General features: G+C 73.0%; 19 protein-coding genes. 3 read left to right on the top strand and 16 right to left on the bottom strand.

Features of this window, described 5'->3' with window-relative positions; all coding sequences use genetic code 11:
• Positions 1–310: 310 nt before the first annotated feature.
• Positions 311–1,072, top strand: coding sequence for an SDR family NAD(P)-dependent oxidoreductase (locus ABD284_RS11525; RefSeq protein WP_344142781.1), 762 nt, complete (start codon positions 311–313; stop codon positions 1,070–1,072).
• Between the two features lie 2,526 nt (positions 1,073–3,598).
• Here ABD284_RS11525 and ABD284_RS11520 read toward each other — a convergent pair.
• The 8 genes from ABD284_RS11520 to groES form a co-directional block, all read right to left on the bottom strand.
• The gene (locus ABD284_RS11520; protein WP_344142780.1) at positions 3,599–3,793 is read right to left on the bottom strand and encodes a HigA family addiction module antitoxin; all 195 of its coding nucleotides are present in this window, start codon (positions 3,791–3,793) and stop codon (positions 3,599–3,601) included.
• Positions 3,794–3,926: 133 nt separating this feature from the next.
• Complete coding sequence (locus ABD284_RS11515) at positions 3,927–5,654, bottom strand: glycerol-3-phosphate dehydrogenase/oxidase (RefSeq protein ID WP_344142779.1); 1,728 nt, start codon at positions 5,652–5,654, stop codon at positions 3,927–3,929.
• Positions 5,655–6,012: 358 nt separating this feature from the next.
• Positions 6,013–6,894, bottom strand: a complete 882-nt coding sequence (locus tag ABD284_RS11510) for a lytic murein transglycosylase (RefSeq protein ID WP_344142778.1) — start codon at positions 6,892–6,894, stop codon at positions 6,013–6,015.
• A 201-nt stretch (positions 6,895–7,095) separates the two neighbouring features.
• Positions 7,096–8,202 (bottom strand): GuaB3 family IMP dehydrogenase-related protein, encoded by a 1,107-nt coding sequence (locus tag ABD284_RS11505; protein ID WP_344142850.1) that lies wholly within the window; start codon positions 8,200–8,202, stop codon positions 7,096–7,098.
• A 510-nt stretch (positions 8,203–8,712) separates the two neighbouring features.
• Entirely contained in the window at positions 8,713–10,206 is a 1,494-nt protein-coding gene (guaB, locus tag ABD284_RS11500; RefSeq protein WP_344142777.1) for an IMP dehydrogenase, read from the bottom strand.
• Between the two features lie 358 nt (positions 10,207–10,564).
• Positions 10,565–11,188, bottom strand: a complete 624-nt coding sequence (locus ABD284_RS11495; protein WP_344142776.1) for a sigma-70 family RNA polymerase sigma factor — start codon at positions 11,186–11,188, stop codon at positions 10,565–10,567.
• Positions 11,189–11,435: 247 nt separating this feature from the next.
• Positions 11,436–13,049 (bottom strand): chaperonin GroEL, encoded by a 1,614-nt coding sequence (gene groL, locus ABD284_RS11490; protein WP_344142775.1) that lies wholly within the window; start codon positions 13,047–13,049, stop codon positions 11,436–11,438.
• A 100-nt stretch (positions 13,050–13,149) separates the two neighbouring features.
• A complete protein-coding gene (groES, locus tag ABD284_RS11485) occupies positions 13,150–13,461 on the bottom strand; it encodes a co-chaperone GroES (RefSeq protein ID WP_186356718.1) in 312 nt (103 codons plus the stop codon).
• 214 nt (positions 13,462–13,675) lie between these two features.
• On the opposite strand from groES, the gene ABD284_RS11480 reads away from it, so the two are divergent.
• Together ABD284_RS11480 and ABD284_RS11475 are read left to right on the top strand one after the other, a co-directional pair.
• Positions 13,676–14,998: a class I SAM-dependent methyltransferase gene (locus ABD284_RS11480; protein ID WP_344142773.1), complete on the top strand. Its 1,323-nt coding sequence runs from the start codon at positions 13,676–13,678 to the stop codon at positions 14,996–14,998.
• Positions 14,999–15,347: 349 nt separating this feature from the next.
• Entirely contained in the window at positions 15,348–17,519 is a 2,172-nt protein-coding gene (locus ABD284_RS11475; RefSeq protein WP_344142772.1) for an apolipoprotein A-IV repeat region-like domain-containing protein, read from the top strand.
• Between the two features lie 93 nt (positions 17,520–17,612).
• Here the strand turns inward: ABD284_RS11475 and tsaD are convergent, their stop codons facing one another.
• The 8 genes from tsaD to ABD284_RS11435 form a co-directional block, all read right to left on the bottom strand.
• Positions 17,613–18,653, bottom strand: a complete 1,041-nt coding sequence (gene tsaD / locus ABD284_RS11470; protein ID WP_344142770.1) for a tRNA (adenosine(37)-N6)-threonylcarbamoyltransferase complex transferase subunit TsaD — start codon at positions 18,651–18,653, stop codon at positions 17,613–17,615.
• Positions 18,653–19,243, bottom strand: coding sequence for a ribosomal protein S18-alanine N-acetyltransferase (rimI, locus tag ABD284_RS11465; protein WP_386698786.1), 591 nt, complete (start codon positions 19,241–19,243; stop codon positions 18,653–18,655). Before rimI ends, tsaD begins: the two co-directional genes overlap by 1 nt.
• Positions 19,231–19,905, bottom strand: coding sequence for a tRNA (adenosine(37)-N6)-threonylcarbamoyltransferase complex dimerization subunit type 1 TsaB (gene tsaB / locus ABD284_RS11460; protein WP_344142769.1), 675 nt, complete (start codon positions 19,903–19,905; stop codon positions 19,231–19,233). The genes rimI and tsaB overlap by 13 nt, the downstream gene beginning before the upstream one ends.
• Before the next feature lie 11 nt (positions 19,906–19,916).
• Positions 19,917–20,417 carry a tRNA (adenosine(37)-N6)-threonylcarbamoyltransferase complex ATPase subunit type 1 TsaE gene (tsaE, locus tag ABD284_RS11455; protein WP_344142768.1) on the bottom strand — a complete coding sequence of 167 codons (501 nt, stop codon included), beginning with the start codon at positions 20,415–20,417 and terminating at the stop codon, positions 19,917–19,919.
• Positions 20,418–20,519: 102 nt separating this feature from the next.
• Positions 20,520–21,641 carry an alanine racemase gene (gene alr, locus ABD284_RS11450; RefSeq protein WP_344142767.1) on the bottom strand — a complete coding sequence of 374 codons (1,122 nt, stop codon included), beginning with the start codon at positions 21,639–21,641 and terminating at the stop codon, positions 20,520–20,522.
• Between the two features lie 100 nt (positions 21,642–21,741).
• Complete coding sequence (locus tag ABD284_RS11445) at positions 21,742–22,206, bottom strand: SRPBCC family protein (protein WP_344142766.1); 465 nt, start codon at positions 22,204–22,206, stop codon at positions 21,742–21,744.
• Positions 22,207–22,280: 74 nt separating this feature from the next.
• Positions 22,281–23,282: an NUDIX hydrolase gene (locus ABD284_RS11440; RefSeq protein ID WP_344142765.1), complete on the bottom strand. Its 1,002-nt coding sequence runs from the start codon at positions 23,280–23,282 to the stop codon at positions 22,281–22,283.
• Positions 23,275–25,380 carry an RNA degradosome polyphosphate kinase gene (locus tag ABD284_RS11435; protein ID WP_386698783.1) on the bottom strand — a complete coding sequence of 702 codons (2,106 nt, stop codon included), beginning with the start codon at positions 25,378–25,380 and terminating at the stop codon, positions 23,275–23,277. Before ABD284_RS11435 ends, ABD284_RS11440 begins: the two co-directional genes overlap by 8 nt.
• Positions 25,381–25,486: the final 106 nt, after the last annotated feature.

The raw sequence follows: 25,486 nt of genomic DNA, 5'->3' as shown, positions 1-25,486 counted from the left end.
CCGGTCCGCGACGGACGGGGTGCGCCCGCCCGGGGGCGGGGCGCTGCGGCCTCTGAACCGGCCCCCACCCGTTCACGGCAGGGGTCGGTACGGGCCGGCACGAGCGGGCGGCGCGACCAGGCGACCGCCCCCACCTGCGGGGCGCCGGCGGTGCGGCACCGCGCCGGAGCGCCGTATGGCAGTGTCAGCGGAGAGCGCCGGCATCGCGGTTTCGGCGGAGATCGGCAGAGATCAGCGGATCGGCGGAGAAGGGACGGCACATGGCCACGATCACGCGCCCGGCCGCCTTCGACGACGAGGGCAGCGCCGCGTGAGCGCGCGGCAGAGCCGCGGTGTCCTGGTCACCGGGGCTTCGGGAGGCATCGGGCGGGCGGTCGCCCGGCGGTTCGCCGCCGACGGCGACCGGGTGGCCGTGCATTACGCGTCGAGCAGGGGTGCGGCCGAGGCCACCCTGGAGTCCCTCGACGGCTCGGGGCACGCGCTGGTCCGCGGAGACGTCGCCGACCCCGCCGCGGCCGAGGCCGTCGTCGCCGCGGCCGTCGAGGGGCTCGGCGGACTCGACGTCCTGGTGAACAACGCCGCCGCGGTCATCCCGCACCCGCTGCCCGAGACCTCCTATGCCGAATGGCAGGCGGCATGGCAGCGCATCATCGGCGTGAACGTGTTCGGAGCGGCGAACCTGAGCTACTGCGCGGCGCGGCACATGATCGAACGCGGCGCCGCCGGGCGGATCGTCAACGTCGGCTCGCGCGGCGCCTACCGGGGTGAGCCCGACATGCCCGCATACGGTGCCAGTAAAGCCGCGCTGCACTCGCTGGGCCAGTCGCTGGCCGTGTCTCTCGGCCCCCACGGCATCGGAGTCGCCTCGGTGGCTCCCGGATTCACCTCGACCCCGCGGGTCGAGGCACGGCTGGACGCCGACGAGGGCGACGCGATCCGCGGGCAGAGCCCGTTCGGCCGGGTCGCGACGGCCGACGAGATCGCCTCGGCGGTGGCCTACCTGGCCTCGCCGGAGGCGGTATGGACCTCGGGCGCGGTACTGGACGTCAACGGCGCCTCCCATTTGAGGTGAATTGAGGTCAAGGGGTGGGTGGGGGTGCCGGAGGGAGCCGGGGCCGCAGGAGACCGCGGCCGGAGGGGAACCGGGGCAGGGGGAGAACAGAGCGGACCGGAGCGGAGCGATCGCGCCAGGCGGCTGGTCGGCGGTCGGCGGTCGGCGGTCGGCGACTGGGAGCGGAAGCGGGATCAGTGCCGGGAATGGGATCAGGACCGGGATCGAAACCGGAACCGGTGTGCCGGACAGCGGTCGGAGAAACTTTTCCAAGAGCCGCAACGACTCCCTTCACCTGCCGGAACGGCGCTTCGATCCACCCACATCGCGGAACAACCGGCGGAGCCTGCTATACCGGCGGGTATCCGGGTAGCTCGTCGGCAGGGCAGAAAGCCGCCGGCAGGCTCGGCGTCGGCGCCCCTGGCGCCGGGCTCTTTCGGCCCGACGTGCCAAGCGACGTACGGATCGAGTGCGGAGCGAGGTGCGGAGCGGCGTACGGATCGAGGTACTGCCCGACGCGCGGCCTGGCAGACGAACCGGCGTACGGTCCGGCATACGGGTCGATGCATACCGGTGCATGGATCGGCCTAATGTCCGACAGGCAGAGCGACCCCACAAGACAACGGGCGCCAGGAGATCTCCCACCTGAGCGCACCACCACCATCCCCCCAAAGCGCCGGGGACCGGCCTCGTCCCGTCCGCGAGACCGTTCCCCGGCGCACCATTTTCCGACACCTTGCCAGGCTGGTCGTGCCGACTGAGCGGGCCTGTTGAGTGATGGAAGCGGATGTCGAATGTCCCGTAGCCGCGGTCGCGGTCGCGGCCGCGACCGACAGCGCAACGGGTTGATACCGCCGCTCACGCACCCGACGAGGCAGCGACGACACCGAAGGGTCGGGCCCGGCGATCACCGGTCCCGGCACGCGCCGGTCCCCCACCCAACGAGGCAGCGAGGACACCGGAGGGCTCGGCTCGGCGGTCATCGGTCCCGTGCTCGCCGGTGAACCACCCGACGAGGCAGCGAGGACACCGGAGGGCTCGGCTCGGCGGTCATCGGTCCCGTGCTCGCCGGTGAACCACCCGACGAGGTGGCGGCCTCACCGCCGAGCTCCACGGCCACCGAAGTCGGCGATCACGGTCGGGCGATGGAAGACAGCGAATAAGTCGGAATAAATCGGGCGTTCAGGGCAGGGTGCGCGAGCGGGAGGCCGACGAGACCGGCCTTATGCAGGCATCACTACGCCAACAGGCCGCACTGCCCGTTCGAACGGGGCGAAACATGGCGAGATGCCCGAAATACACCGCAGACTGAACGCCCCACAGGACCTCCCACAGCCACGAAACCCGCCAAATGCATGCCTGAAGGGCCTCAGAACGCGGTTTTCGCCCGACTCGCCGCACTTCAGGTCGCCACAGCATCCCGAAAAACGGGCAAATCGTACGAACCGACTGCAATTTTTCCGCATTGCAAAATAGTGCGGGGAGGGTGGCGCCGCCTCCCTGTTTGAGCGGTCACCGCGCCCCTCACACGACCGCCAGAAGCCCCTTATGGCAGAAATGTCCACTTCAGCTCACCCTGGCACTGCCCCATCAGCCGAGGAAGGCCTCCCGCGGCCCGATCCGATACCCGCAGCCCCGCGCCACCGCCGTCCTCGCTGCCCCGCCGCGCACCCCACCGGCGCGCACCAGGACCGGTAACCGCCGGGCCCAACCACCCGCCGCCCCCGTCACACGCCCAACCAACACGCGCCTGAACCGGTGACCGCCGGGCCCAGCCACCGGCCGTCCTCGCCGCCCCCGTCACACGCTCAACCGACGCGCACCAGCACCGGTGACGGCAGGCCTGACCACGCAGGACCCTCGCCGCCCCCGTCACACGCCCAACCAACACGCAGCAGGACCGGTAACCGCCGGGCCCAACCACCCGCCGCCCTCGCCACATGCCCAACCAACACGCGCCCGAACCGGTGACCGCCGGGCCCAGCCACCGGCCGTCCTCGCCGCCCCCGTCACACGCTCAACCGACGCGCACCAGCACCGGTGACGGCAGGCCTGACCACGCAGGACCCTCGCCGCCCCCGTCACACGCCCAACCAACACGCAGCAGGACCGGTAACCGCCGGGCCCAACCACCCGCCGCCCTCGCCACATGCCCAACCAACACGCGCCCGAACCGGTGACCGCCGGGCCCAGCCACCGGCCGTCCTCGCCGCCCCCGTCACACGCTCAACCGACGCGCACCCGAACCGGTGACGGCAGGCCTGACCACGCAAGACCCTCGCCGCCCCCGTCACACGCCCAACCAACACGCACCAGCACCGGTAACCGCCGGGCCCAACCACCCGCCGCCCTCGCCGCCCCCGCCACACGCCCACCCCATACAGCTCTGGCGCCCCGCCGGTCTCCGGCGAGGCGCCAGTCAAGCTCCAAGGTGGACGAACGGTGTTTCCATCACGCCGTTGGCGTAACGGCGTCGACCTCACTCTGGTGGCGGTCCTTGTCGACCTCGATGTCGTAGTCGGCCTGCACGTTGAGCCAACCGCTCGCTCAACCGAATTCCTTGGACAGCCTCAGGGCGGTCTCTGGCGTGATCCGACGCTTGCCGAGCACGATCTCGTTGATCCGGCGAGCCGGCACCCCGATCGTCTTGGCCAGGCGGTACCGGAAAACACCCAGGGGGTTGAGGGAGTCGTCCACGAGGGTCTCACCAGGCGTGATCGGCTCGTGGGCCGTATCGAGCATCGTGATCCCCCCTTCAGGGGGCAGCCGACCAGGTCGACGTCGTGACGGCCCGCTGCGGTGGAGCTTCCGGTGGGCTGTCCGCTGGACCTCCGGACCGAACCTCGATCGAGCGGCTCCGGGGCTGTGGCCTCCCTCAGCTCACTCCGGCTCCCACTGAGGCCGCGGGGACGATCTCCGGGGCTCCGTGTTGGACGGCGTCCGCCTCGTTGTCGTTGTCCTGCTCCTGGGCGGCGCGCTCCACCTCGATGCGCTTGCGGTAGTAGGCCACCTCGCGCTCGATGTGCTCCTCGCTCCAGCCCAGCTGCTCGCCCATCAGCCGCGCCGCCTCCTCCGACGCGGCGATGCCGCGGTCCCAGGTCTCTATCGAGATCCGGGTCCGGCGCGCCAGGACGTCGTTGAGATGGCGGGCGCCCTCGTAGGCGGCCGCGTAGGCGATCTCGGCGCGCAGGTAGTCGTCGGCGCCGGTCAGCGGCTCCTTGAGGTCGGGGCGCTCGGCCATCATCCCCAGGATCTCGTCGATCATGGTGCCGTAGCGGCGCAGCAGGTGGGTGATCCGCGAACGGTGCAGCCCCGACTCGTTGGCGAGCCTGCGGCGCTGGTTCCACATGGCCGCGTACCCCTCGGCGCCCGCCAGCGGCAGCCGGTCGGTCACCGACTGCGGGATGCGCCCGTCGAGCCCGTGCGCCACGGCGTCGACCGCGTCCTTGGCCATCACCCGGTAGGTCGTGTACTTGCCTCCGGCGATCAGCACCAGCCCTGGAACCGGGTGGGCCACGGTGTGCTCGCGCGACAGCTTGGAGCTCTCGTCGGACTCCCCCGCCAGCAGCGGGCGCAGACCGGCGTAGACGCCCTCGACGTCGTCCCTGGTGAGCGGGACCCGCAGGACCGAGTTGACGTGGTCGAGCACGTAGTCGATATCGGTCCTGCTCGCCGCCGGGTGGGCCTTGTCCAGGTCCCAGTCGGTGTCGGTCGTGCCGATGATCCAGTGCCGCCCCCACGGGATGACGAACAGCACGCTCTTCTCCGTGCGCAGGATGAGCCCCGAGGACGCCTGGATGCGGTCGCGCGGCACGACCAGGTGGATCCCCTTGGACGCGCGCACGTGGATCTGGCCGCGCCCGCCGACCATCTCCTGGATGTCGTCGGTCCACACGCCCGCCGCGTTGACCACCTGCTTGGCGCGGATGTCGAACCGCTCGCCGGTCTCCAGGTCCTGGGCCTGGGCGCCGGTGACGTGCTCGCCTTCGCGCAGGAAGCTCACCGCCTGGACCCGCGAGGCCACGTGCGCCCCGTAGGTGGCGGCCGTGCGCAGCACGGTGAGGACGTAGCGGGCGTCGTCGACCTGGGCGTCCCAGTACTGCACGGCCCCCACCAGGGAGTCGCGGCGCAGCGCCGGGAAGAGCCGCAGCGCGCTGCCGCGCGTCAGGTGGCGGTGGCGCGGCAGGCCGCGGGCGCCGCCCACGGACATCGCGAGCGTGTCGTAGAGGGTGACTCCGGCGCCGACGTAGGGCCGCTCCCAGTGCTTGGTGAGCGGGTACAGGAACGGCACCGGCTGCACCAGGTGCGGCGCGATGCGGTGCAGCAGCAGCCCGCGCTCGACCAGCGCCTCGCGCACCAGCTCGAAGTCGAGCTGCTCCAGGTAGCGCAGGCCGCCGTGGATGAGTTTGCTGGAGCGGCTGGAGGTCCCCGATGCGAAGTCGCGGGCCTCGATCAGCCCGACCGAGAGCCCCCGCGATACCGCGTCCAGGGCGACGCCGGCTCCGACGATGCCCCCGCCGACGACCAGGACGTCCAGTTCGCCTCCCGACATGGCCTCAAGCGCCTCGGTTCGCTGTTCGGGCCCTATCCGCGCTGAAGTCATCTCACGCCTTCCTTGGACTGTGCCTTGCCGGGCCGCACACTCGAAACGTCCCATGGCCAGGCTAACCCGACAGGCCCGGACCAATCCGGTGGCGCGCCTCGCACCGCCGCGAACGGGCGGGTGCGGGAGGGGTCGGGCAGCGGACGGGCCGGGACGGGCGCGGCCCTGCGCAGCACCGCACGGCATACGCGCCGGGGAGCGCGCCCGCCGGGGAGCGCGTGCGCGCGCTCCCCCGCGCGCACGCTGCACGACCGGCGCGCCGACGCGCCGGCGCGCGTGGGAGGCCCCCAACCCCGCGGCCACACGAGGCAGCACGCGGCCTCGTGGGCCGCGGCACACGCACACCGCTTCGGCGGCCTCACACCGCTTCGGCGGCCTCGGTGGCGTAGCGGTCGGCGGCCGACAGCACGTCCTCGCCGTAGCTGCGGGACTCGTTGTAGGTGAGGATCGCGTCCCACCAGCCGGAGTCGCTGGTCAGAACGCGCCCCTCGGAGCAGAGGTAGCGGGCCGCGGACAGAGCCGCGTCGTCGACGTCGTGCGGGTCGGCCCCGGCGGCGGAGTCGGCGTCGGCGCCCCACTTGCGCCAGGTGGTGGGGATGAACTGCATGGGTCCGACGGCGCGGTCCCACTCGGAGTCGCCGTCAAGGGAGCCGCCGTCGGAGTCGGGGATCGCGGCGGTGTTGTCGGACCCGTCGAGCGGGATGCCGATGACGTCCTCGGTGGTGCGGCCGTCAGCGCCGATCTCGCCTCCGGCGGCGGTGCCGTGGTCGGACTCGACCTCGCCGATGGCCGCCAGGGTCGGCCAGGAGATGCGGCACTCGGGCTGCTCCTCGGTGACCGTCAGCTGGGCGCGGGCGTAGCCCTCCAGCGCCCGGCGCGGGATGCCGGTGGCGTCGGAGACGGTGCCGAGCCACTCCGGGCTGGGATCGGCGATCCGGTCGGGGTCCGGCGAGCGTCTGCTGTCGGCCGCCAGGTCGGAGCCGCCGGAGCCCGCGGACTCCTGCTGCCCCGCCGCGCCCGGGACCGTGTCGATGCTGCCCGCGGCGTCGTCGGGGCCCGGCGGAAGCTGCGGGGGCCGGGACGGCTCGAACATGCCGGCGACACCTGCGACTCCCGCGGCCACGCCGAGGGTCGATGCCACCGCCGCCGCTGCGGCGATGCCCCGCTTCCACCGGGGCGGCGGGGGGTGTTCGGCCGAGGCGGGGGACTCCTCGGAACCGGTGACGGGGGGACCGCTCACGTACACCTCATTCACGTCTTGGTCACGATCTGCCGGAAGGATGGCGTTTCGGCTGGGCGCACACGGCACCGACGTGATAGTGCACCCCATACGTACGGCCCGAGTCAACAACCTACCCGCTGACCTGCGCGGTCGAGGCGGTATCCGTGAAAAGGCGGGCCGCCCGGTCCGCGGGCTCGCGCGGACCGGGGGCCGCGGTGCTCAGCGGTGCGGGTTGACCACGACCTCGACCCGCTGGAACTCCTTGAGGTCGCTGTAGCCGGAGGTGGCCATGGTGCGGCGCAGCGCACCCGTGAGGTTCATCGCGCCGTCACTGGTGGAGGCGGGGCCGTGCAGGATCGACTCCAGGGAGCCGATCGTGCCCACGTGCAGCCGCTCGCCGCGCGGCAGCTCGCCGTGGTGGGCCTCGCTGCCCCAGTGGTAGCCGCCGCCCGGGGCCTCGGCGGCGCGCGCCAGCGGCGAGCCGATCATGACGGCGTCGGATCCGCAGGCCAGGGCCTTGGCGATGTCGCCGCTGAGGGACATGCCGCCGTCTGCGATGACGTGCACGTAGCGGCCGCCCGACTCGTCGAGGTAGTCGCGGCGGGCCGCGGCGACGTCGCCGATGGCGCTGGCCATCGGCACGGCCACGCCCAGCACGGACCGGGTGGTGTGCCCGGATCCGCCGCCGAAGCCCACGAGCACGCCCGCGGCGCCGGTGCGCATCAGGTGCAGCGCGGCGGTGTAGGTCGCGCAGCCGCCGACGATCACCGGTACGTCGAGGTCGTAGATGAACTGCTTGAGGTTGAGCGGTTCGGCCCGGCCCGAGACGTGCTCGGCCGAGACCGTCGTGCCGCGGATGACGAACAGGTCGATCCCGGCGTCGATGACCGCCTTGTGGTACTGCGCGGTGCGCTGCGGAGACAGGCGCGCGGCCGTGACCACGCCGGCCTGGCGGATCTCCTCGATGCGCCGGCCGATCAGCTCCTCCTTGATCGGCTCGGCGTAGATCTCCTGCAGCCGCTGCGTGGCGGCCTCGTCGTCGAGCTCGCGGATCTCCTCCAGCAGCGACTCGGGGGACTCGTAGCGCGTCCACAGGCCTTCGAGGTCGAGCACGCCCACGGCGCCCTGGCGCCCCATGGCGATCACCGTCTCGGGCGAGGCGATGCTGTCCATCGGGCTGCCCATCAGCGGCGTCTCGAAGCGGTAGGCGTCGATCTGCCAGGTGATCGACACTTCCTCGGGGTCGCGGGTGCGGCGCGCCGGCACGATCCCGATCTCGTCGAGTTCGTAGGAACGGCGCGCGTTCTTGCCGAGCCCGATCTCCAGCTGAGCCAACGCTTGGGTCCCCTCTCGCGTGCTTCACCGGCGAAGACGGCCGGCGGGTACTGCCGCGCCGAGTTTACCGCCGCGCGCCGCGGCGCCCGCGCCGCAGCCCCTCGGCCGGTCCGCCGCCGGCACGGCGGACGGCCTCCCGGGCGGAGGCGCCGTCGGGCCGATCGACCGGTTCGAGGACAGCGGATCGTCGCCGACGCCGGCGGCTCCCGAAGCAGCACGTCCTCAGCGCTGGACCACCGCAGCAAGTTCGTGCGCGCGATGCCCGCGGCCGCACCCACATCGTCGACCGCGGTCCGCTCGCAGCCGCGTTCGGCGAACAGCTCGGTCGCCGGTCGACGCGGCCTGGTGGGTCGTCGCCCGCCGCGCGGGCTCGCGTGCTCCCGGGCTCGGACGGCCCCGAGTCGGTGCGCCCGCCCATCGGTCCACGCGCAGGCGGTGCCTCCGGCCCCGCCCTCTGTCCCCCGTCGATCCGCACGTTCGGGGACTCCGGCACACGGCCGGTCAGCGGCGCCCGTGGTAGTTGGGGGCCTCGACGGTCATCTGCACGTCGTGGGGGTGGCTCTCCTTCAGCCCCGCCGACGTGACCTGCATCAGCTGCCCGTTCTCACGCAGGTCGCCGACGGTGCGGGCGCCCGCGTACCACATCGACTGGCGCAGGCCGCCGATGAGCTGGTGGGCCACCGCCTCCAGCGGACCGCGGTAGGGCACCTGGCCCTCGACTCCCTCGGGGATGAGCTTCTCCTCGGTGGCGACGTCGGCCTGGGAGTAGCGGTCCTTGGAGTAGGAGCGCCCGCGCATCGCGCCCAGCGACCCCATGCCGCGGTAGGTCTTGAACTGCTTGCCGTTGATGAAGACGAGCTCGCCGGGGCTCTCCTCGACTCCGGCCAGCAGGCTGCCCAGCATCACCGTGCTCGCGCCGGCGACGATCGCCTTGGCTATGTCGCCGGAGAACTGCAGCCCGCCGTCGGCGATGACCGGCACCTGGGCGGGGCCGGCGGCCTTGGAGGCCTCCATCACGGCGGTGACCTGCGGAGCACCGACCCCCGCGACCACACGCGTGGTGCAGATGGAGCCGGGGCCCACGCCCACCTTGACCGCGTCGGCGCCGGCGTCGATCAGGGTCTGGGCGCCGGCGCGGGTGGCGATGTTGCCGGCGACGACATCGGCGGAGGAGTTGGCCTTGAGCTTGGCGATCATCTCGGCCACGCCGGAGGAGTGGCCGTGCGCGGTGTCGACGACGACGAAGTCGGCGCCCGCTTCGACCAGCGCACGCGCGCGCACCTCGGACTCGGCGCCGACGCCGACCGCGGCGCCGACCACCAGGCGGCCGTCGGCGTCCTTGGTGGCGTCGGGGAACTGCTCGCTCTTGATGAAGTCCTTGACGGTGATCAGCCCGCGCAGCCGGCCCTGGGAGTCGACCAGCGGCAGCTTCTCGACCTTGTTCTCGCGCAGCAGTCGGAAGGCGTCCTCGCGGCTCACCCCCACCGGCGCGGTGACCAGCGGCATCGGCGTCATGACCTCGTGCACCGAGCGCTGGCGGTTCAGTTCGAAGCGCATGTCGCGGTTGGTGACGATGCCCAGCAGCCGGCCGTCGTCGTCGGTGACCGGGGCCCCGGAGATGCGGTAGTGGGCGCTGAGCGCCTCGACGTCGGCCAGGGTGTCGTCGGGCTTGCATGTGACCGGGTCGGTGACCATGCCGGCCTCGGACCGCTTGACCAGGTCGACCTGGCCGGCCTGGGCCTCGACCGAGAGGTTGCGGTGCAGCACCCCGGCGCCGCCCTGGCGGGCCATGGCCACGGCGGTGCGGGCCTCGGTGACCGTGTCCATCGCCGCGGACAGCAGCGGGATGCGCAGTTCGATGTTGCGCGAGAGCCTGCTGGTGGTGTCGGCCTCGCCGGGCTGCATGTCCGAGTAGGACGGGACCAGCAGGACGTCGTCGTAGGTCAGCCCCGGCGGCAGAACTTTGCCGCCGTCCCCCGTGAACAGCTGCGTCATATCTCTTCCCAACCACTCGCGCGTATCGTTTCATCCTAGAACCGCCGAGAGGGGGCGCGGAGCGGAACGGTCGCGGCCGCACCCGCCCGGTGGCGATCCTCACAGCGCGGGGCGGGCCGGGAACACGCGCCGCGGCGCCGCGGATGCGCAGGGGCGACGAGTGCCCGGTGCGCGGACGGCGGCGATCCGGCGCGCGGCTCGGCACGCCCGCGCAACACCATGGCAGGACGGCGGGCCGGAACGTGACAGCGTGCGAAGCGCGAAGCGCACCGGCGGCGGGGCGGGACGAGGGCGGCCGGGGGACGCGTGCGGCGCGGGGCGGCGCCGCTGGAACGCGTGGGCGGCGCGCAGGCGCGGCTCAGATCAGCCGGTTGGCCGTGGCGACCTTGCGCAGGCGGGCGAGGGCGCGGTGCTGTGCCACGCGCACGGCTCCGGGGGACATGCCCAGCGCATGCCCGGTCTCGTCGGCGGAGAGCCCGGCGATGACCCGCATCAGCAGCAGGCGGCGCTGCTGCTCGGGCAGTTCGTCGAGCAGCGCGCGGGCCCGTTCGGCCTCGGCGGTGCGCACGGCCGCCTCCTCGGGGCCGGGGCCGTCGTCGGGGCAGTCGGGCACGGTGTCGGTGGGCACGTCGGCGCGGGTGGAGCGGCGCAGCGCGTCGGCGACCTTGTTCGAGGCGATCTTGAAGACGAACGCCGCGAAGGGGCGCCCCTTGTCCTCGTAGCGCGGCAGCGCGGCGAGCAGCGCGATGCACACCTCCTGGGCGACGTCGTCGGAGTGGTGGACGTAGCCCGAGACACGCGAGAGCTTGGCGCGGCAGTAGCGCAGCACCATGGGCCGGACTTCGCGGATGAGAGAGTCCACCGCGCCGTCGTCGCCCTGGACGGCCAGCGAGGTCAGGTAGTTCAGTTCCGTCTCGTTCGCTCTGCGCAGGGCCTCGGCTCGGCTCGCGAGCGCGCCCCCCGCTGCGCGTAGATCCGCCACGTAACGCATCATGCCCCGCTGTGCGGGTTTACACGTCACCAAGTGCGGCTACAGAATGATCACATTTGGCGGAAAAGCCCGATAAGTGACGCGAGTCCCGTGCTGAAATCCGGGTCGCGATGGTAAAGGGCGACCCCGCGCCCGCAGGTGTGCGGACGCGGGGTCGGGCCGCGGAGAGCCGCCCGCAGGGGCGGTCCGGCGCGGCCGGGGCCGTGCCGTCAGTGCGCCGTCAGGGTGTCGGTCGGCCTCAGTGGCCGTGGCCGTGCCCCTGGCCGCCCTCGGAGTCCTCCTCCTCGGGCTTGTCGACGACGAGCGCCTCGGTCGTCAGCAGCATGCCGGCGATGGAGGCCGCGTTCTGCACCGCGGAGCGGGTGACCTTGACCGGGTCGATGATGCCGGCCGCCATCAGGTCGCCGTAGGCGCCGGTGGAGGCGTTGTAGCCCTGGCCGAACGGCAGCTCGGAGATGCGGTAGGTCACGACGTAGCCCTCGGCGCCGCCGTTCTCGGCGATCCAGCGGGCCGGCTCCACCAGGGAGTCGCGCACGATCTTCACGCCGGTGGCCTCGTCGCCGGTCAGGCCGAGGTCGTCGAGCTGCGCGGCGGCGTGCACCAGGGAGGCGCCGCCGCCGGCGACGATCCCCTCCTCGATCGCGGCGCGGGTGGCCGAGATCGCGTCCTCCAGGCGGTGCTTCTTCTCCTTGAGCTCGACCTCGGTGGCCGCGCCGACGCGCAGCACCGAGACGCCGCCGGCCAGCTTGGCCAGGCGCTCCTGCAGCTTCTCGCGGTCCCAGTCGGAGTCGCTGTTCTCGATCTCCTTGCGGATCTGGGCGACCCGGTCGTCGACCTCGCTCTGCTCGCCCTTGCCGTCGACGATGGTGGTGTCGTCCTTGGTGACGGTCACGCGGCGGGCGCTGCCCAGCACGTCGACGTCGGCGTTCTCCAGGGTCAGGCCGACCTCTTCGGCGATGACCTGGCCGCCGGTCAGGGTCGCGATGTCCTGCAGCATCGCCTTGCGGCGCTCGCCGAAGCCGGGAGCCTTGACCGCGGCGACGTCGAGGGCGCCGCGGATCTTGTTGAGGACCAGCGCGCCCAGCGCGTCGCCCTCGATGTCCTCGGCGATGATCAGCAGCGGCTTCTTGCTCTGGACGACCTTCTCCAGCAGCGGGAGCAGGTCGTTGAGGCTGGAGATCTTGCCCTGGTTGATCAGGATGAGGGCGTCGTCCAGGACCACCTCCTGGCGCTCCTGGTCGGTGACGAAGTAGGGCGAGACGTAGCCCTTGTCGAACTGCATGCCCTCGGTGAAGTCGAGGTCGAGGCCCATGGTGGGGGCCTCCTCGACGGTGATGACGCCGTCCTTGCCGACCTTGTCGAAGGCCTCCGCGATCATGTCGCCGATCTGGGCGTCCTGGGCGGAGTTGGTGGCGACGTAGGCGATGTCCTCGCGCTCGCCGACTTCGCGGGCGCGCTCGCTCAGCAGGTCGGCGACCTTCTGCGCGGCGGCGTCGATGCCCTTCTTGAGCGACATCGGCGAGGCGCCGGCGGCCACGCTGCGCAGGCCCTGGTGGACCAGCGCCTGGGCGAGCACGGTGGCGGTGGTGGTACCGTCGCCGGCCGCGTCGTTGGTCTTGGTCGCGACCTCCTTGACCAGCTGGGCCCCGAGGTTCTCGTAGGGGTCCTCCAGCTCGATCTCACGCGCGACGGTGACGCCGTCGTTCGTGATGGTGGGCGCGCCGAACTTCTTGTCGATGACGACGTTGCGGCCGCGCGGGCCGAGCGTCACCTTCACGGAGTTCGCTAGGCGGTCGACGCCGCGTTCGAGGGCGCGCCGGGCGTCGTCCTCGAATTCCAGGATCTTGGGCATGGTGAGCTTCCTCTATCCGTACGCCTACGGCGGCTAAGGAAAACCGCCCCGCCCGGCAGCGTGCCGGCCGGGGCGGAAAGGTTCGTCGACTGACGAGGGTTTACTTCTCGACGACCGCGAGCAGGTCGCGGGCGGAGAGGACGAGGTACTCCTCGTTGTCGTACTTGACCTCGGTGCCGCCGTACTTGCTGTACAGAACGACGTCGCCGACCTTGACGTCGAGCGGGATGCGGTTCTCGCCCTCGTCGTCCCAGCGGCCGGGGCCGACCGCGAGGACCTCGCCCTCCTGGGGCTTCTCCTTGGCGGTGTCAGGGATGACAAGGCCGGAGGCAGTGGTCTGCTCGGCTTCGAGGGTCTTGACGACGACGCGGTCCTCAAGCGGCTTGAGCACGGTCTTGGTGGCGGTCGACACGGTGGTGACCTCCCCCTTCGGGTTCGAAGATACGAAACTGCATGCTTGGCAAAGGGGCGACCACGGCGGCCTGCCGTCGCGGGTGCCAGACCGGCCTCGTCGCGATTAGCACTCTACCTTGGAGAGTGCCAGTATGGAACATTAGCCGGGCCCATAGGGCGCGTCAAACAACTGGTCACAAGGGAACACCTCAGAGGAACGGTGAACAAACGTGGTGTCCAGCGGGCAAACCGCGCCCGGCGCGGCCAAGGCGTTCGCGAGCCTTCTCACACCGGCGGGGGGCCGCGTGCTCGCGGCCGCCTCCGCGGCTCCCGACGACCCCCTGAAGGCGGCCACCGTCCTGCGCCGGGAGGCCGAAGAGGCGCTGGCCGCGCCCGAGGGGGCGGGCGGGGCCCCCGACGTCTCGCCGGCCGACCTCGCCGGCGCGGCGCTGACCCAGGTGCGGCTGCGCGAGCGGGCGCGGCGGAAGTTCGGCGACCGGGCCCGACGCATGTACTTCACCGGGCCCGGTTTGGAGCAGGCCACCCGCCGGGTGGCCGCCGAGTACCGCGCCCGCCGGCTGGCCGGGGCGCTGGGGCCCGGAGCGCGGGTGGCCGACCTGGGCTGCGGCATCGGCGCCGACGCGGTCGCGATGGCCGAGGCGGGCCTGGAGGTGGAGGCGGTGGAGGCCGACCCGCTGACCGCCGCCGTCGCCGCCGCCAACGCCGCGGAGCTCGCGCCGGCCGGACGGATGCGCGTGCGCGAGGGGGACGCCGCCGCGGTCGACCCCGGCGGCCGCGACGCCGTCTTCTGCGACCCCGCCCGCCGGACGGCACGCGGCCGGGTCTTCGACCCCGACGCCTACTCCCCGTCCTGGGACCGCGTCCTGGATCTCGCCGCGCGTGCGCCGGCCTCCTGTGTGAAGGCCGCGCCCGGCATCCCGCACGAGCGCATCCCCGCAGGGGCCGCGGCCGAGTGGATCTCGGTGGACGGCGAGCTCAAGGAGACCGCGCTGTGGCAGGGCCTCGGCGGGAACTGGTCGCGGCGCGCCACGCTGCTGCGCGGCGACGGCTCGCATCCCGCGGCCCTGACCGCCGACCCCGGCGCCGCACCCGCGCCCGTCGCGCCGCCGGGGCGCTACCTCTACGAGCCCGACAACGCCGTGGTGCGCGCCCACCTCGTGGCCGAGGCCGCCGCCCTGGTCGGCGGCGCGCTGCTGGATCCCGACATCGCCTACATCACCTCCGACCACCTGGTCGCCACACCCCTGTGCCGCGCCTTCGAGGTGCACCGGACGATGCCGTTCTCCCTCAAGCGGCTGCGGGCCGAACTACGGGAAAGAGGGGCGGGAACAGTAACGATTAAGAAACGCGGATCGGCCGTGGAGGTGGACAAACTGCTCCGCGACCTCAGGCCGAGCGGCCCCGAATCCGCCGTCGTGGTGCTGACCCGCGTCGGGGACCGCCCCCTGTGCCTGGTGTGTTCCGAGGTCACAGCTTCACCGCAGACACCGTTCACCGAGCGGACATCGCGGACCTCTCACCACACGGGTGACTAAAGCGCCGATCAGTACTAGCGTGACGCAACAGATCGGTAGGCATCGATCCCCCGCCATTCCGCCCATTTTTGCCAGTTGAACACGGTGAACGAGGCACATGTCGTTAAACTGATCCCCGCTGAATCCCTTCTCCCTGTCCTGGATTCGACCGGCGACGCACCGGGGTGGTCGGCGGCGGCCGATCGGCCCGCTCTCTCCCTATGACACCGGGCGTCACCGCGCGTGGTCACCGCACCCCCGACCGTGACAGCGGCGACGCCCGCCACCGGCGCCGCGCCGGCGACCCAGGAGGACACCGCCCATCCACAGCCGACACGGGTGGGGGCGCCAGATCTTAAGGAGCACCTCGGTGGAACAGACCAACCACAACTTCCTCAACGGGGGAGGTCAGACCGGGATCTCCGACCGCATGCGGGACCTCCTCTCGCGGGCCGCCCAGGACCAGATGTCCGAGCAGAAGTCGCAGGGCGCGGTCAACGAGGAGATGCGCCAGCGCCTGGAAGGCATGGAGTGGCTGCTGCGCGAGTTCCGCGAACGCGAGTTCGCGACGCTCGCGGAGTCGGTCGCCGGCGTCCAGGCGCGGGTCGACGAGCTCTCGTCGCGCCCGCCGGAGTGGGCCGAGACCCTCGCCGAGCACATCGCGCTGGTCGGAGAACGCGTCAAGCCGCTGGCCGAGATGTCCGCGCTGCGGGCGGACATCCGCACCATCACCGGCCACCTCGACACCACACTCTCGCGCCTGCAGGAGCTCGCCGAGAACGGCGAGCAGGCCTCCGGGCGGATCGACGCGCTGACCGAGCGGGTCGAGAAGCTGGCCGCCGGCACCGAGGCGCGGTTCGGCCGGATCGACGAGGCCGTCGAGGGCCTGGCCGCCGGTTCCGCGGAGCTGCGCGAGTCGCTCTCCGCGCTCTCGGAGCGCCTGCAGGCCCAGCACGACAGCGCGGCGGACACCGCCGCCGAGCGGCACGAGGCCGTCACCGCCGCGATCGACAGCGGTCGCGAGACCCTCGCCGCGGCCGTCGAGCAGGGGCGCACGTCAATCGAGCAGGCCGTGACCGAGGGCCGCGAGAGCCTGGTGACCTCCATCGGCGAGAGCCACGACACCCTCGAGGCCGCCCTGCGCGAGCAGCACACGCGGCTCGGCGACAAGCTCGACGCCGCGACCGAGTCCCTGCGCGGCGCCACCGAGCAGAGCCGCGACGCCGTCAGCGGCGCGGTCTCGGAGGGCGTCGAGCGCCTCGACACCCGCGCCGACGAGCGCCACACCGCCCTCACCGAGGGCGTCGAGCGGCTGGACAGCTCCGCTGAGGAGCGCCACAACACGCTGCGCGAGGGCATCGAGCGCCTGGACGGCCAGGCGAGCGAGCGCCACACCGAGGTCACCTCGCAGCTCAGCGAGGGCGTCGCCCGGCTGAGCAACCAGGCCGAGGAGAACCACGCCGAGTCCACCGCAGCCGTGGCCGACGCCAACAGCGCCGTCGTCAAGCTCGCCGAGTCCACCGAGGAGCGCCTGGGCGAGATCCGCGCCCACGTGCGCGACCGGCTCGCCGAGCTGCACGAGCAGCTGGAGCTGCACCGGGCGGAGCTGCGCGAGCGCGACGAGCAGAACCGCGGCGAGCTGGCGGGCAAGCTGGACGAGACCGCCCAGGGCCTGCGCGCCAAGGCCGAGGAGGACCTGGCCGCCACGGCCGCCGAGCTGGCGCAGCTGCGCGGTTCGGTCGAGGAGCGCACCGGCGAGCTGCGCGAGTCCGTCGAGGCCCGCATCGCCGAGATGCGCGACACCGTGGAGGAGCGCGTCGAGGCGCTGCGGCAGCAGGGCGACGAGCGCCACAGCTCGCTCACCGGCGCGGTCCAGGAGCAGCGCGCGGCCGTCGACGCCGGCCTGGAGCAGGCCCGCCAGGAGCTGGCCGAGCGGGTGGACCGCCACCTGGAGGCGATCAACGGCCAGTTCGAGCACGGGCTGGGCCGCCTCACCGACCGGTTCGACACCTTCGAGGGGCACTTCGACGGCAGCTTTGAGGGCGTCGAAGGCAAGATCGACGGGGTCGGCGGGCGGCTCGACGGCATCGAGGGCCGGGTCAACGGCGTCGAGGGCCAGTTCGAGGGCGTCAACGGCAAGATCGACGGGGTGGACGGCCGCCTGGAGGCCGTCGACGACCGGCTGGAGGCGCTCAACCAGCGCCTGGCCCAGCTCCCGGCCACCCTGGAGTTCAGCGAGGTGCACCGCCGCCTGACCGAGCTGCTGGAGCGCCCGGCGGTCGACCCCACCGAGAAGCTGGACGGCCTCGAAGGCCGGCTCAAGGAGGGCTTCGACCCGCTGCTGCGCGAGGTCCAGGCCCGCCCCGACCGCCACGAGTTCGACGAGGCCATCACCGAGGCCGTCGAGACCTCGCACGACGACATCACCAAGCGCCTGGCCGCGCTGGAGGAGACCATGCTCGCCCTCGCGGAGGCCCTCCTTCGCCCGGGCCGCGACGGCAAGAAGAAGCGCCGCCGCGACGAGGAGGACGAGGACGAGTAGCCCCCGCCGCAATTAGGAGACGTGGAAAGGGGCGGGGCGAGCGCCGGTCGAGCGCTCGCCCCGCCCCTTCGCTGTCGTCCGGGGCGCTGCCGGCTACGCCGCCAGGGGGCGGTCGACCGGCAGGGAGGTGTCGGTGGCCAGGTGCAGGGTGGACGGCGGAAGGCCGGCGGCCACGACCTCGGCGCCGAGGGCCGCGATCATGGCGCCGTTGTCGGTGCACAGGCGCGGCCGGGGCACGCGCAGGGTGATGCCCGCGTCGGCGCAGCGCTCCGCGGCGAGCGAGCGCAGGCGGGAGTTGGCCGCCACGCCGCCGCTGATCACCAGGTGCTCCACGCCGTGCTCCAGGCAGGCGTCGACGGCCTTGCGGGTGAGCACGTCGACCACCGACTCCTGGAACCCGGCGGCGATGTCGGCCACCGGGAGGTCGCGCCCCTCGCGGACGCCGTCCTCGACCCAGCGGGCGACCGCGGTCTTCAGCCCGGAGAAGGAGAAGTCGTGGGTGCCGTCGCCCCACTTGCCGCGCGGGAAGCGGATCGCCCGGGCGCTGCCCTCGCGCGCGGCCCTGTCGATCGGCGGGCCGCCCGGGTAGGGCAGGCCGAGCAGCCGGGCGACCTTGTCGTAAGCCTCCCCCGCCGCGTCGTCGACGGTGTCGCCGAGCTGCTGCACGTCGGTGGCCAGGTCGCGCACCAGCAGCAGCGAGGTGTGCCCGCCCGAGACCAGCAGGGCGATGGCGGGCTTGGGCAGCGGCCCGTTCTCCAGCTGGTCGACGGCGACGTGGCCGACCAGGTGGTTGACACCGTAGAGGGGCTTGCCCAGCGCCATGGCGTAGGCCTTGGCCGCCGAGACCCCCACCAGCAGCGCGCCGGCCAGTCCCGGTCCGGCGGTGACCGAGATCGCGTCGACGTCGGCGAGGGAGGCCCCCGCCTTGTCGAGGGCACGGTGCACCGTCGGTGTCATGGCCTCCAGGTGCGCACGGCTGGCGACCTCGGGCACCACGCCGCCGAAGCGGGCGTGCTGGTCGACGCTGGAGGCGACCTCGTCGCTGAGCAGCTCGCAGCCGCGCACCAGGCCGACACCGGTCTCGTCGCAGGACGTCTCGATCCCCATGACCAGGGGCAGGTCCCCCGCACTCATCACGCCTTCTCCTCTTCGCCGGACCCGTCGTCCCCGTCGGCCGCATCGCCGAACTCCAGGGCCTCGCCCTGCTCGCCGCCGCCCGTGGCCGCGATCGCCGCGGCGGGCTCCTGGCAGCGCATCACGATGGCGTCGACGCCCCCGCGGTAGTAGCGGCGCCGCACCCCGATCTCGGCGAAGCCGAACCTGCGGTAGAGCTCCTGGGCGCGCGGGTTGTCCGAGCGCACCTCCAGGAACACCTCTTCGACCCCGTGGGTGTAGGCCTGGCCGAGCACCTCGGTCAGCAGCGCGCGTCCGATCCCGCGGCCCCACCAGTCGCGGTCGACCGCGATGGTCTGCACGTCTCCCTGCGGCGGCACCGCGCGCAGGCCCGCGTACGCCACGACCGGGCCCTCGCCCTCGCCGCCGTCGCCCCGGCCCGCGCCGCGGCAGGCGACGAAGTAGTGGCGGCTGGGCTCGGCCAGCTCCGAGCGGACCATGTCCTCGGTCCAGGCGTCGTCGGGGAACATGGCGCGTTCCAGGCCCATCACGGCCGGCACGTCGAACTCGGTCATCGGCCGGATGCGGTATCCGGCGTTCACGCCTGCCACTGGCGCACCTTCTTCGGCGCGCCCGGCTCGGCGGCGTCCGGGCGCCGCAGGTAGAGCGGGCGCGGTCGGGCGAGCTCCGCGCCCGCGGCCAGCCGGCGCAGCGCGACCTCGCCGAGCGCGGCGGCGGTCGGGTAGTCGGGCTCGGGCTCGGCCGCCTGGGGGCCGAACACGTCGGCGTAGAGCCGGGCGCCGTGGCCGATGACGGGCAGCCCTTCGGTGTCCACGGCCGCCGGGACGTCCACGGCGATCTCGCCGGTGCGGGTGCGCGCGTCGGCGTAGCGCGCCCAGAACACCTCTTTCCGGCGGGCGTCGGTGGCGGCGACGAAGGGCTTCTCGCGCCCGGACGCGAACGCGACCGCGTCCAGCGTGGCGACGCCGTGGCAGCCGATGCCCAGGGCCTCGGCCAGGGCGTGTGCGGTGGCCAGACCCACGCGCAGACCGGTGTAGGGGCCGGGGCCGATCCCCACGGCGATGTGCGTGAGGTCGCCGAAGGCGGTGCCGGCCTGGGCCAGCATGTCGTCGATCTGGGGACTGAGCAGCTCGCCGTGGTGGCGGGCGTCCACGGTGGAGGCGGCGGCGCGCACGCGCACGCCGTCGTCGCCCGCTTCGCAGACGGCACTGGTGATGGCCGGAGTCGCGGTGTCGAAAGCCAGGAGAAGCACGGTGATCCAGCCTATTCCGCATCCAGGGCGACGCGGGACCAGCGCGAGCCGACCCCGGTCAGCGTCACGCCGCGGGTGTCGTCGGGGCGGCGGGAGATGGTGATCTCCAGCCGCGCGTCGGTCAGGTGCTCGGCGATGCCCTCGCCCCATTCGACGGCGGTCACGGACTCGTCGAGCCCGGTGTCGAGGTCGAGGTCGTCGAGCTCCTCGACGCCGCCGAGGCGGTAGGCGTCGGCGTGCACGAGCGCGGGACCGCCGGTCTGCGACGGGTGCACGCGCGCGATGACGAAGGTCGGCGAGGTGATGCGCCCGCGTACGCCCAGTCCTTCGCCGATGCCCTGGGTCAGCGTGGTCTTGCCTGCGCCCAGCGGACCGCTGAGGATCAGCAGGTCGCCGGCGCGGAGCTGTGCGGCGAGGCGGCGGCCGAGCGCGCGCATGGCGGCGTCGGTCTCGGCCGTCACGAACGCCGTGTTCGGTTCGGTCGCGGATTCGGCGCGGGTGGTTTCGGTCATGGGCTCGCAGCGTCGTCTCGGTGGGATGCGGCGGTGGTGGCGTCCACATACCCAGGGTAGGCGGGCCGGGCGAGCGGGTCGGACGCCGCCGGGCCGCCGGTCTCAGCGGGCGCCGTAGACGCGCGGTACGCGGGGGGAGATCCGGGTGACGATCTCGTAGGGAATGGTCCCCAGCACGTCGGCCCAGTCCTGGGCGGTGGGCTCGCCGTCGTCGCCCGGGCCGAAGAGTACCGCCTCGGCGTCGGCTCCGAGGGTGTCGTCGCCGATGTCGACCATGAACTGGTCCATGCACACGGTTCCCGAGACCGTGCGGCGCCGCCCGCCGACCTGCACGGGCCCGGAGTTGGTGGCGGCCCGCGGCACGCCGTCGCCGTAGCCCAGCGGCACCAGCGCGAGGTTGGCCGCGCGGTCGGTGGTGTAGCGGTGGCCGTAGGAGACCCCGCTTCCGGCGGGCACCCGCTTGACCAGGGCGACCGCGGCGCGCAGGGTCATGGCGGGGCGCAGGCCGGTGCCGGCGAGGCCGGGGATGGGGCTCAGCCCGTAGCTCGCGATCCCGGGGCGGACCAGGTCGAAGTGCGTCTCGGGCAGGGTGAGGGTGGCGGCGGAGTTGGCCAGGTGGCGCACCTCGGGCTCCAGCCCGGCCTTGCCGGCGATCTCCAGCGCCTCGTGGAAGGCGGAGGTCTGCGCGGCGATGGAAGGGTGGCCGGGCTCGTCGGCGCAGGCGAAGTGGGAGAACACGCCGGTGACGCGGATGAGCCCGTCGGCTTCGGCGCGGGCGGCCGCGGCGACGGTCTCGGGCCACTGCTCGGCGGTGAGGCCGCCGCGGTTGAGCCCGGTGTCGGCCTTGAGGTGCACGCGCGCCCGTCGGCCGGTCTCGGCGGCGGCGGTGCGGATGTCGGCGACCAGGCCGGGCGTGCTGACGCCCAGGTCGATGTCGGCGGCGACGGCCGCCGACAGGGGCGCGTGCGGCGGCAGGATCCAGGCCACGACGGGGCAGGAGATGCCGGCGCCGCGCAGTTCCAGCGCCTCCTCGATGAAGGCGGTGCCCAGCCACTCGGCGCCGCCGGCCAGCATGGCGCGGGCGGCGGGCAGCATGCCGTGGCCGTAGCCGTCGGCCTTGACCACGCCCATGACCCCGGCGCCGGGCGCGCGCCGCGCGAGGGCGGCGGTGTTCTCACTGATGGCGCCCAGGTCGACGCGGGCTTCAGCGAACGAGGATGGCATGGCCCAAGTCTGGCACGCCCGCGGCGGCGGCGCCCCGCGCTCGTCCCCGCGCGCCCCGCCGGGACCGGCCGATCGGCGAGGGGGCGGCTGCGGCAGGCGCCTACTCCGCGCCCCCGGCCGAGTCCTCGTCCGGCGTTTCCTCCTCGACCAGGCGCTTGAGGCGGGGCAGGGACCGCTCGATGCCGCGCGCGTTGCGGGCCGGGTAGCCGATGAGGATGTAGAAGGCGGGCATCCGGGTGTAGTCGAAGGTCTCGGTCACCCGGGTGGTGCCGTCGTCCAGGGGCTCCAGGCGCCAGCGCCAGATGTGCGCGCCGGCGTGGCGCCACGCGATCAGCCGGTTCTCCTCGTACTCCACGACGCGGTTGGCGGTGCGGTAGGGCAGGCCCATGCGCATGTCCATGCCGAAGCGCGAACCGGGACCCAACGGCGCGGCGTCGCTCCGGGCCCGCTGGACGGTGCCCGAGCCGTCGAACTCGTGGTGGCGGCGGGGGTCGACGATGATGCGGAAGATGCGCTCCGCGGGGGCGTCGATCACCACGCTGCGCGATACCCGGTGCTTGGCCATGCCCGAATCCTCTCAGTCTCGGAGGGGCCGCAAATGCGGTCGCTGCGGTGGTTTCCGTCTCCTCCGGTGCGCGTTCAGCCGCGGGCGGCGTGGCGCTCCATCGCGGCCAGGCCCCGGTCCGCGCGGGACACGTGCAGCACCCAGAAGGTGCCCTTGCGCAGCGAGAGCTGCTGGGGCGCGGGGGCGCCGAGCCGGTCCAGGGCCGCGCGCAGCAGGGGCGGGACCACCTCGCCGTGCGTGCACACCACGGTGGGCAGGCCGTCGTCGATCAGGGCCGCGAAGGTTGCGTCCGCCGCCGCGCTGTCGGCGAACGTCTCGGCGCCCGCGGTCTGCAGGGTGAAGGCGCCCTCGGTGCGGATCCCGGTGCCGTGGGCCGCCGCGTAGGGCATCACGGTCTCGGCGCAGCGAACCGCACGCGAGGTGACCACCCGCGGGGTACCGAGCGCCGGCAGGACGCGCACGAGCTCGTCGGCGTCGGCGCGGCCGGAGGAGTCCAGCGGGCGCAGCAGGTCGTCGCCGTCCCAGCCGCTCTTGCTGCCCGCCGACCCGTGCCTGAGCACGACCAGCGGGAACGTCTCGGCGGGGCCGCTGGCGAAGTTGTCCAGCACCTGGATGTCGTGGCCGTAGGTGACGCGGCGGCGGGCCGCCGCCAGAGGCATCCACTCCAGCGCGTCGATCTCGTCGTTGGGCCGGAATCCGGAGGCCGGGCCGCCGCCGGTTCCGGCGTCATGCGCGGCGGTCGCGGCCCACCATTCGACCTGCTTGGGCCAGCCGTCCTTGAGATAGCGCTGCGGCGGCAGGCGCCGCCCGAGCACGGGGCGCATTCCGGTCTCCTCCAGGCCCTCGCGCACGGCGGCGCTGAGCAGGTGCTCGCTGCTCTTGAGCTTGCCCTTGGGCAGGCTCCAGTCGGCGCGGTCGGGCCGGTGCACGAGCGCGACCTCGCGCTCCTCGGGGGTCTCGCCCCGCCACAGCACGGTTCCGGCGGCGCGGATGGGCTCCAGGTAGCCCCCGGGGGCCGTGTCGCGCGGGGGGAAGGCGCTGGTGGTCGTGATCGGGTCGTCCGGGTGGTCAGCCATCTGCTACGGACCGCAGGTGGCGGTCGCCGCGCAGCGCACTCTGCAGTTCCAGGAGCCGCTCGCCCGCACCGTCGCGGGTGGCCCGTTCCCAGGTGCCGTCGGGCGCCATCCGCCACGAGGCGGTGCCCTCGGCCATGGCCAGGTCCATCAGCTCCACCAGGCGGGCGCGCTGGGCGGGATCCTCGATCCTGATCAGCGCCTCGACCCGCCGGTCCAGGTTGCGCGGCATGAGGTCGGCGCTGCCGATCCACACCTGCGGTTCCCCTCCGTTCTCGAAGACGAAGATCCTGGAGTGTTCCAGGAACCGTCCGAGGATACTGCGCACCCGGATCGTCTCGGATACCCCCTCCAGGCCCGGCCGCAGGACGCAGCTGCCGCGCACCCAGAGGTCGACGGGCACGCCGGCCCGCGACGCCTGGTAGAGGGCGTCGACGATCTCCTCGTCGACCAGGGAGTTGACCTTGATGCGGATGCGGGCGGGTGCGCCGCGCGCGTGGCCGTCCATCTCGCGGCGGATGCTGTGCAGCAGCCCGTCGCGCAGTCCGGTGGGCGCCACCATCAGCCGGCGGTACTCGGACTTGCGGGAGAATCCGGTGAGGTGGTTGAAGAGGTCGCTGAGGTCCTCGCCGACCTCGGGTTCGGCGCTGAGGAGCCCGAAGTCCTCGTAGACGCGGGCGGTGCTGGGGTTGTAGTTGCCGGTGCCGACGTGGCAGTAGCGGCGCAGCACGCCGTCGTCGTCCCGGCGCACGACCAGGGCGAGCTTGCAGTGGGTCTTCAGGCCGACGACGCCGTAGACGACGTGGCAGCCCGCCTCTTCGAGCTTGCGCGCCCACAGGATGTTGTTCTGCTCGTCGAACCGGGCCTTGATCTCGACGAGGACCACGACCTCCTTGCCGGCGCGGGCGGCCTCGATCAGCGACTCCACGATCGGGGAGTCGCCGCTGGTGCGGTAGAGGGTCTGCTTGACCGCGACCACCGCGGGATCGGCGGCCGCCAGGGCGAGGAAGCGCTCGGTCGTGGTCGTGAAGGACTCGTAGGGATGGTGGACCAGCAGCTCGCCGCTGCGGACGGCGTCGAAGAAGCCGTCCTGGGCCAGCGCGCTGGGCTCGGCCGGCACCACCGGGGCGAACCGCAGCTCCGGGCGCGGGAGGTCGGCGATCCGGTCCAGCCCTGCGAGGTTGAGCGGTCCGGGCACCCGGTAGACCTCGCGCTCCTCGGCGCCCAGCTCGCGCCGCAGGATGTCCAGGACGTCCTCGGAGATGGTCTCCTCGACCTCCAGCCGCACGAGCGGGCCGAAGCGGCGCCGCCGCAGCTCGTTCTCCAGGGACTGCACGAGGTCGTCGGTCTCGTCCTCGTCGACCTCCAGGTCGGCGTTGCGGGTGACGCGGAAGGCGTGGTGCTCCAGCACCTCCATGCCCTCGAACAGCACGGACAGGTGCCCGGCGACGACGTCCTCGGTGGGCACGAAGCGGTCGCCGCCCAGGTCGATGAAACGGGGCAGGGCCGAGGGCATCTTGACGCGGGCGAACATCGTCCGCCCGGTGCGGGGGTCGCGGACGGTGACCGCGAGGTTGAGCGAGCGGCCGGAGATGTAGGGGAAGGGGTGCGCGGGGTCGACCGCGAAAGGGGTGAGCAGCGGGTACACGGAGCCGTGGAACAGGGCGCGCATCCGCGCCTGCTCGTCGGCGCCGAGGTCGTCCCAGCGCACGATGCGGATGCCGGCTTCGGCCAGCGCGGGCGCCACCGACTCGTGCAGGCACCGCGCCTGGCGCAGCATCAGCTCGCGGGAGACATCGGAGACGCGCTGCAGCAGCTCGCCGGGGTGGTGGCGGGTGGCGGAGGTGACGGCCACGCCGGTGGCCAGGCGCCGCTTGAGCCCGGCGACGCGGACCATGAAGAACTCGTCCAGGTTGCTGGAGAAGATCGCCAGGAACCGGGCCCGCTCCAGCAGCGGGATCTGCGCGTCCTCGGCCAGTTCGAGCACCCGCTGGTTGAACCGCAGCCAGCCCTCCTCGCGGTCGAGGAAGCGATCAGCGGGCAGATCGCCGCTTTGTCCCGTAACAACCGGTTCCGCACTCACGCTGGCAGGGTCCCCCATTCCGCTGAATGCGGGTCGGCCGCCCGGTGTCCGCGCGGTGACGCGGACCGGCGCGCCGATACCCGCGCCCGTACCGATCTCCGGAGTGTTCCCGCACAGCACGTCG

It is taken from the genome of Streptomonospora arabica, assembly GCF_039531585.1.
Taxonomy (GTDB): Bacteria; Actinomycetota; Actinomycetes; order Streptosporangiales; family Streptosporangiaceae; genus Streptomonospora; species Streptomonospora halophila.
The sequence above is the reverse complement of the archived record's forward strand: the minus strand, read 5'-3'. Positions and strand labels throughout refer to the sequence as shown.

Excerpts from the sequence above, each read along its gene's own strand:
- guaB (WP_344142777.1), bottom strand. The coding sequence starts at position 10,206 with ATGACGCAGCTGTTCACGGGGGACGGCGGCAAAGTTCTGCCGCCGGGG.
- tsaD (WP_344142770.1), bottom strand. The coding sequence starts at position 18,653 with ATGAGTGCGGGGGACCTGCCCCTGGTCATGGGGATCGAGACGTCCTGC.
- ABD284_RS11520 (WP_344142780.1), bottom strand. The coding sequence starts at position 3,793 with ATGCTCGATACGGCCCACGAGCCGATCACGCCTGGTGAGACCCTCGTG.
- ABD284_RS11435 (WP_386698783.1), bottom strand. The coding sequence starts at position 25,380 with ATGGGGGACCCTGCCAGCGTGAGTGCGGAACCGGTTGTTACGGGACAA.
- tsaE (WP_344142768.1), bottom strand. The coding sequence starts at position 20,417 with ATGACCGAAACCACCCGCGCCGAATCCGCGACCGAACCGAACACGGCG.
- ABD284_RS11445 (WP_344142766.1), bottom strand. The coding sequence starts at position 22,206 with ATGGCCAAGCACCGGGTATCGCGCAGCGTGGTGATCGACGCCCCCGCG.
- alr (WP_344142767.1), bottom strand. The coding sequence starts at position 21,641 with ATGCCATCCTCGTTCGCTGAAGCCCGCGTCGACCTGGGCGCCATCAGT.
- ABD284_RS11440 (WP_344142765.1), bottom strand. The coding sequence starts at position 23,282 with ATGGCTGACCACCCGGACGACCCGATCACGACCACCAGCGCCTTCCCC.
- ABD284_RS11515 (WP_344142779.1), bottom strand. The coding sequence starts at position 5,654 with ATGACTTCAGCGCGGATAGGGCCCGAACAGCGAACCGAGGCGCTTGAG.
- groL (WP_344142775.1), bottom strand. The coding sequence starts at position 13,049 with ATGCCCAAGATCCTGGAATTCGAGGACGACGCCCGGCGCGCCCTCGAA.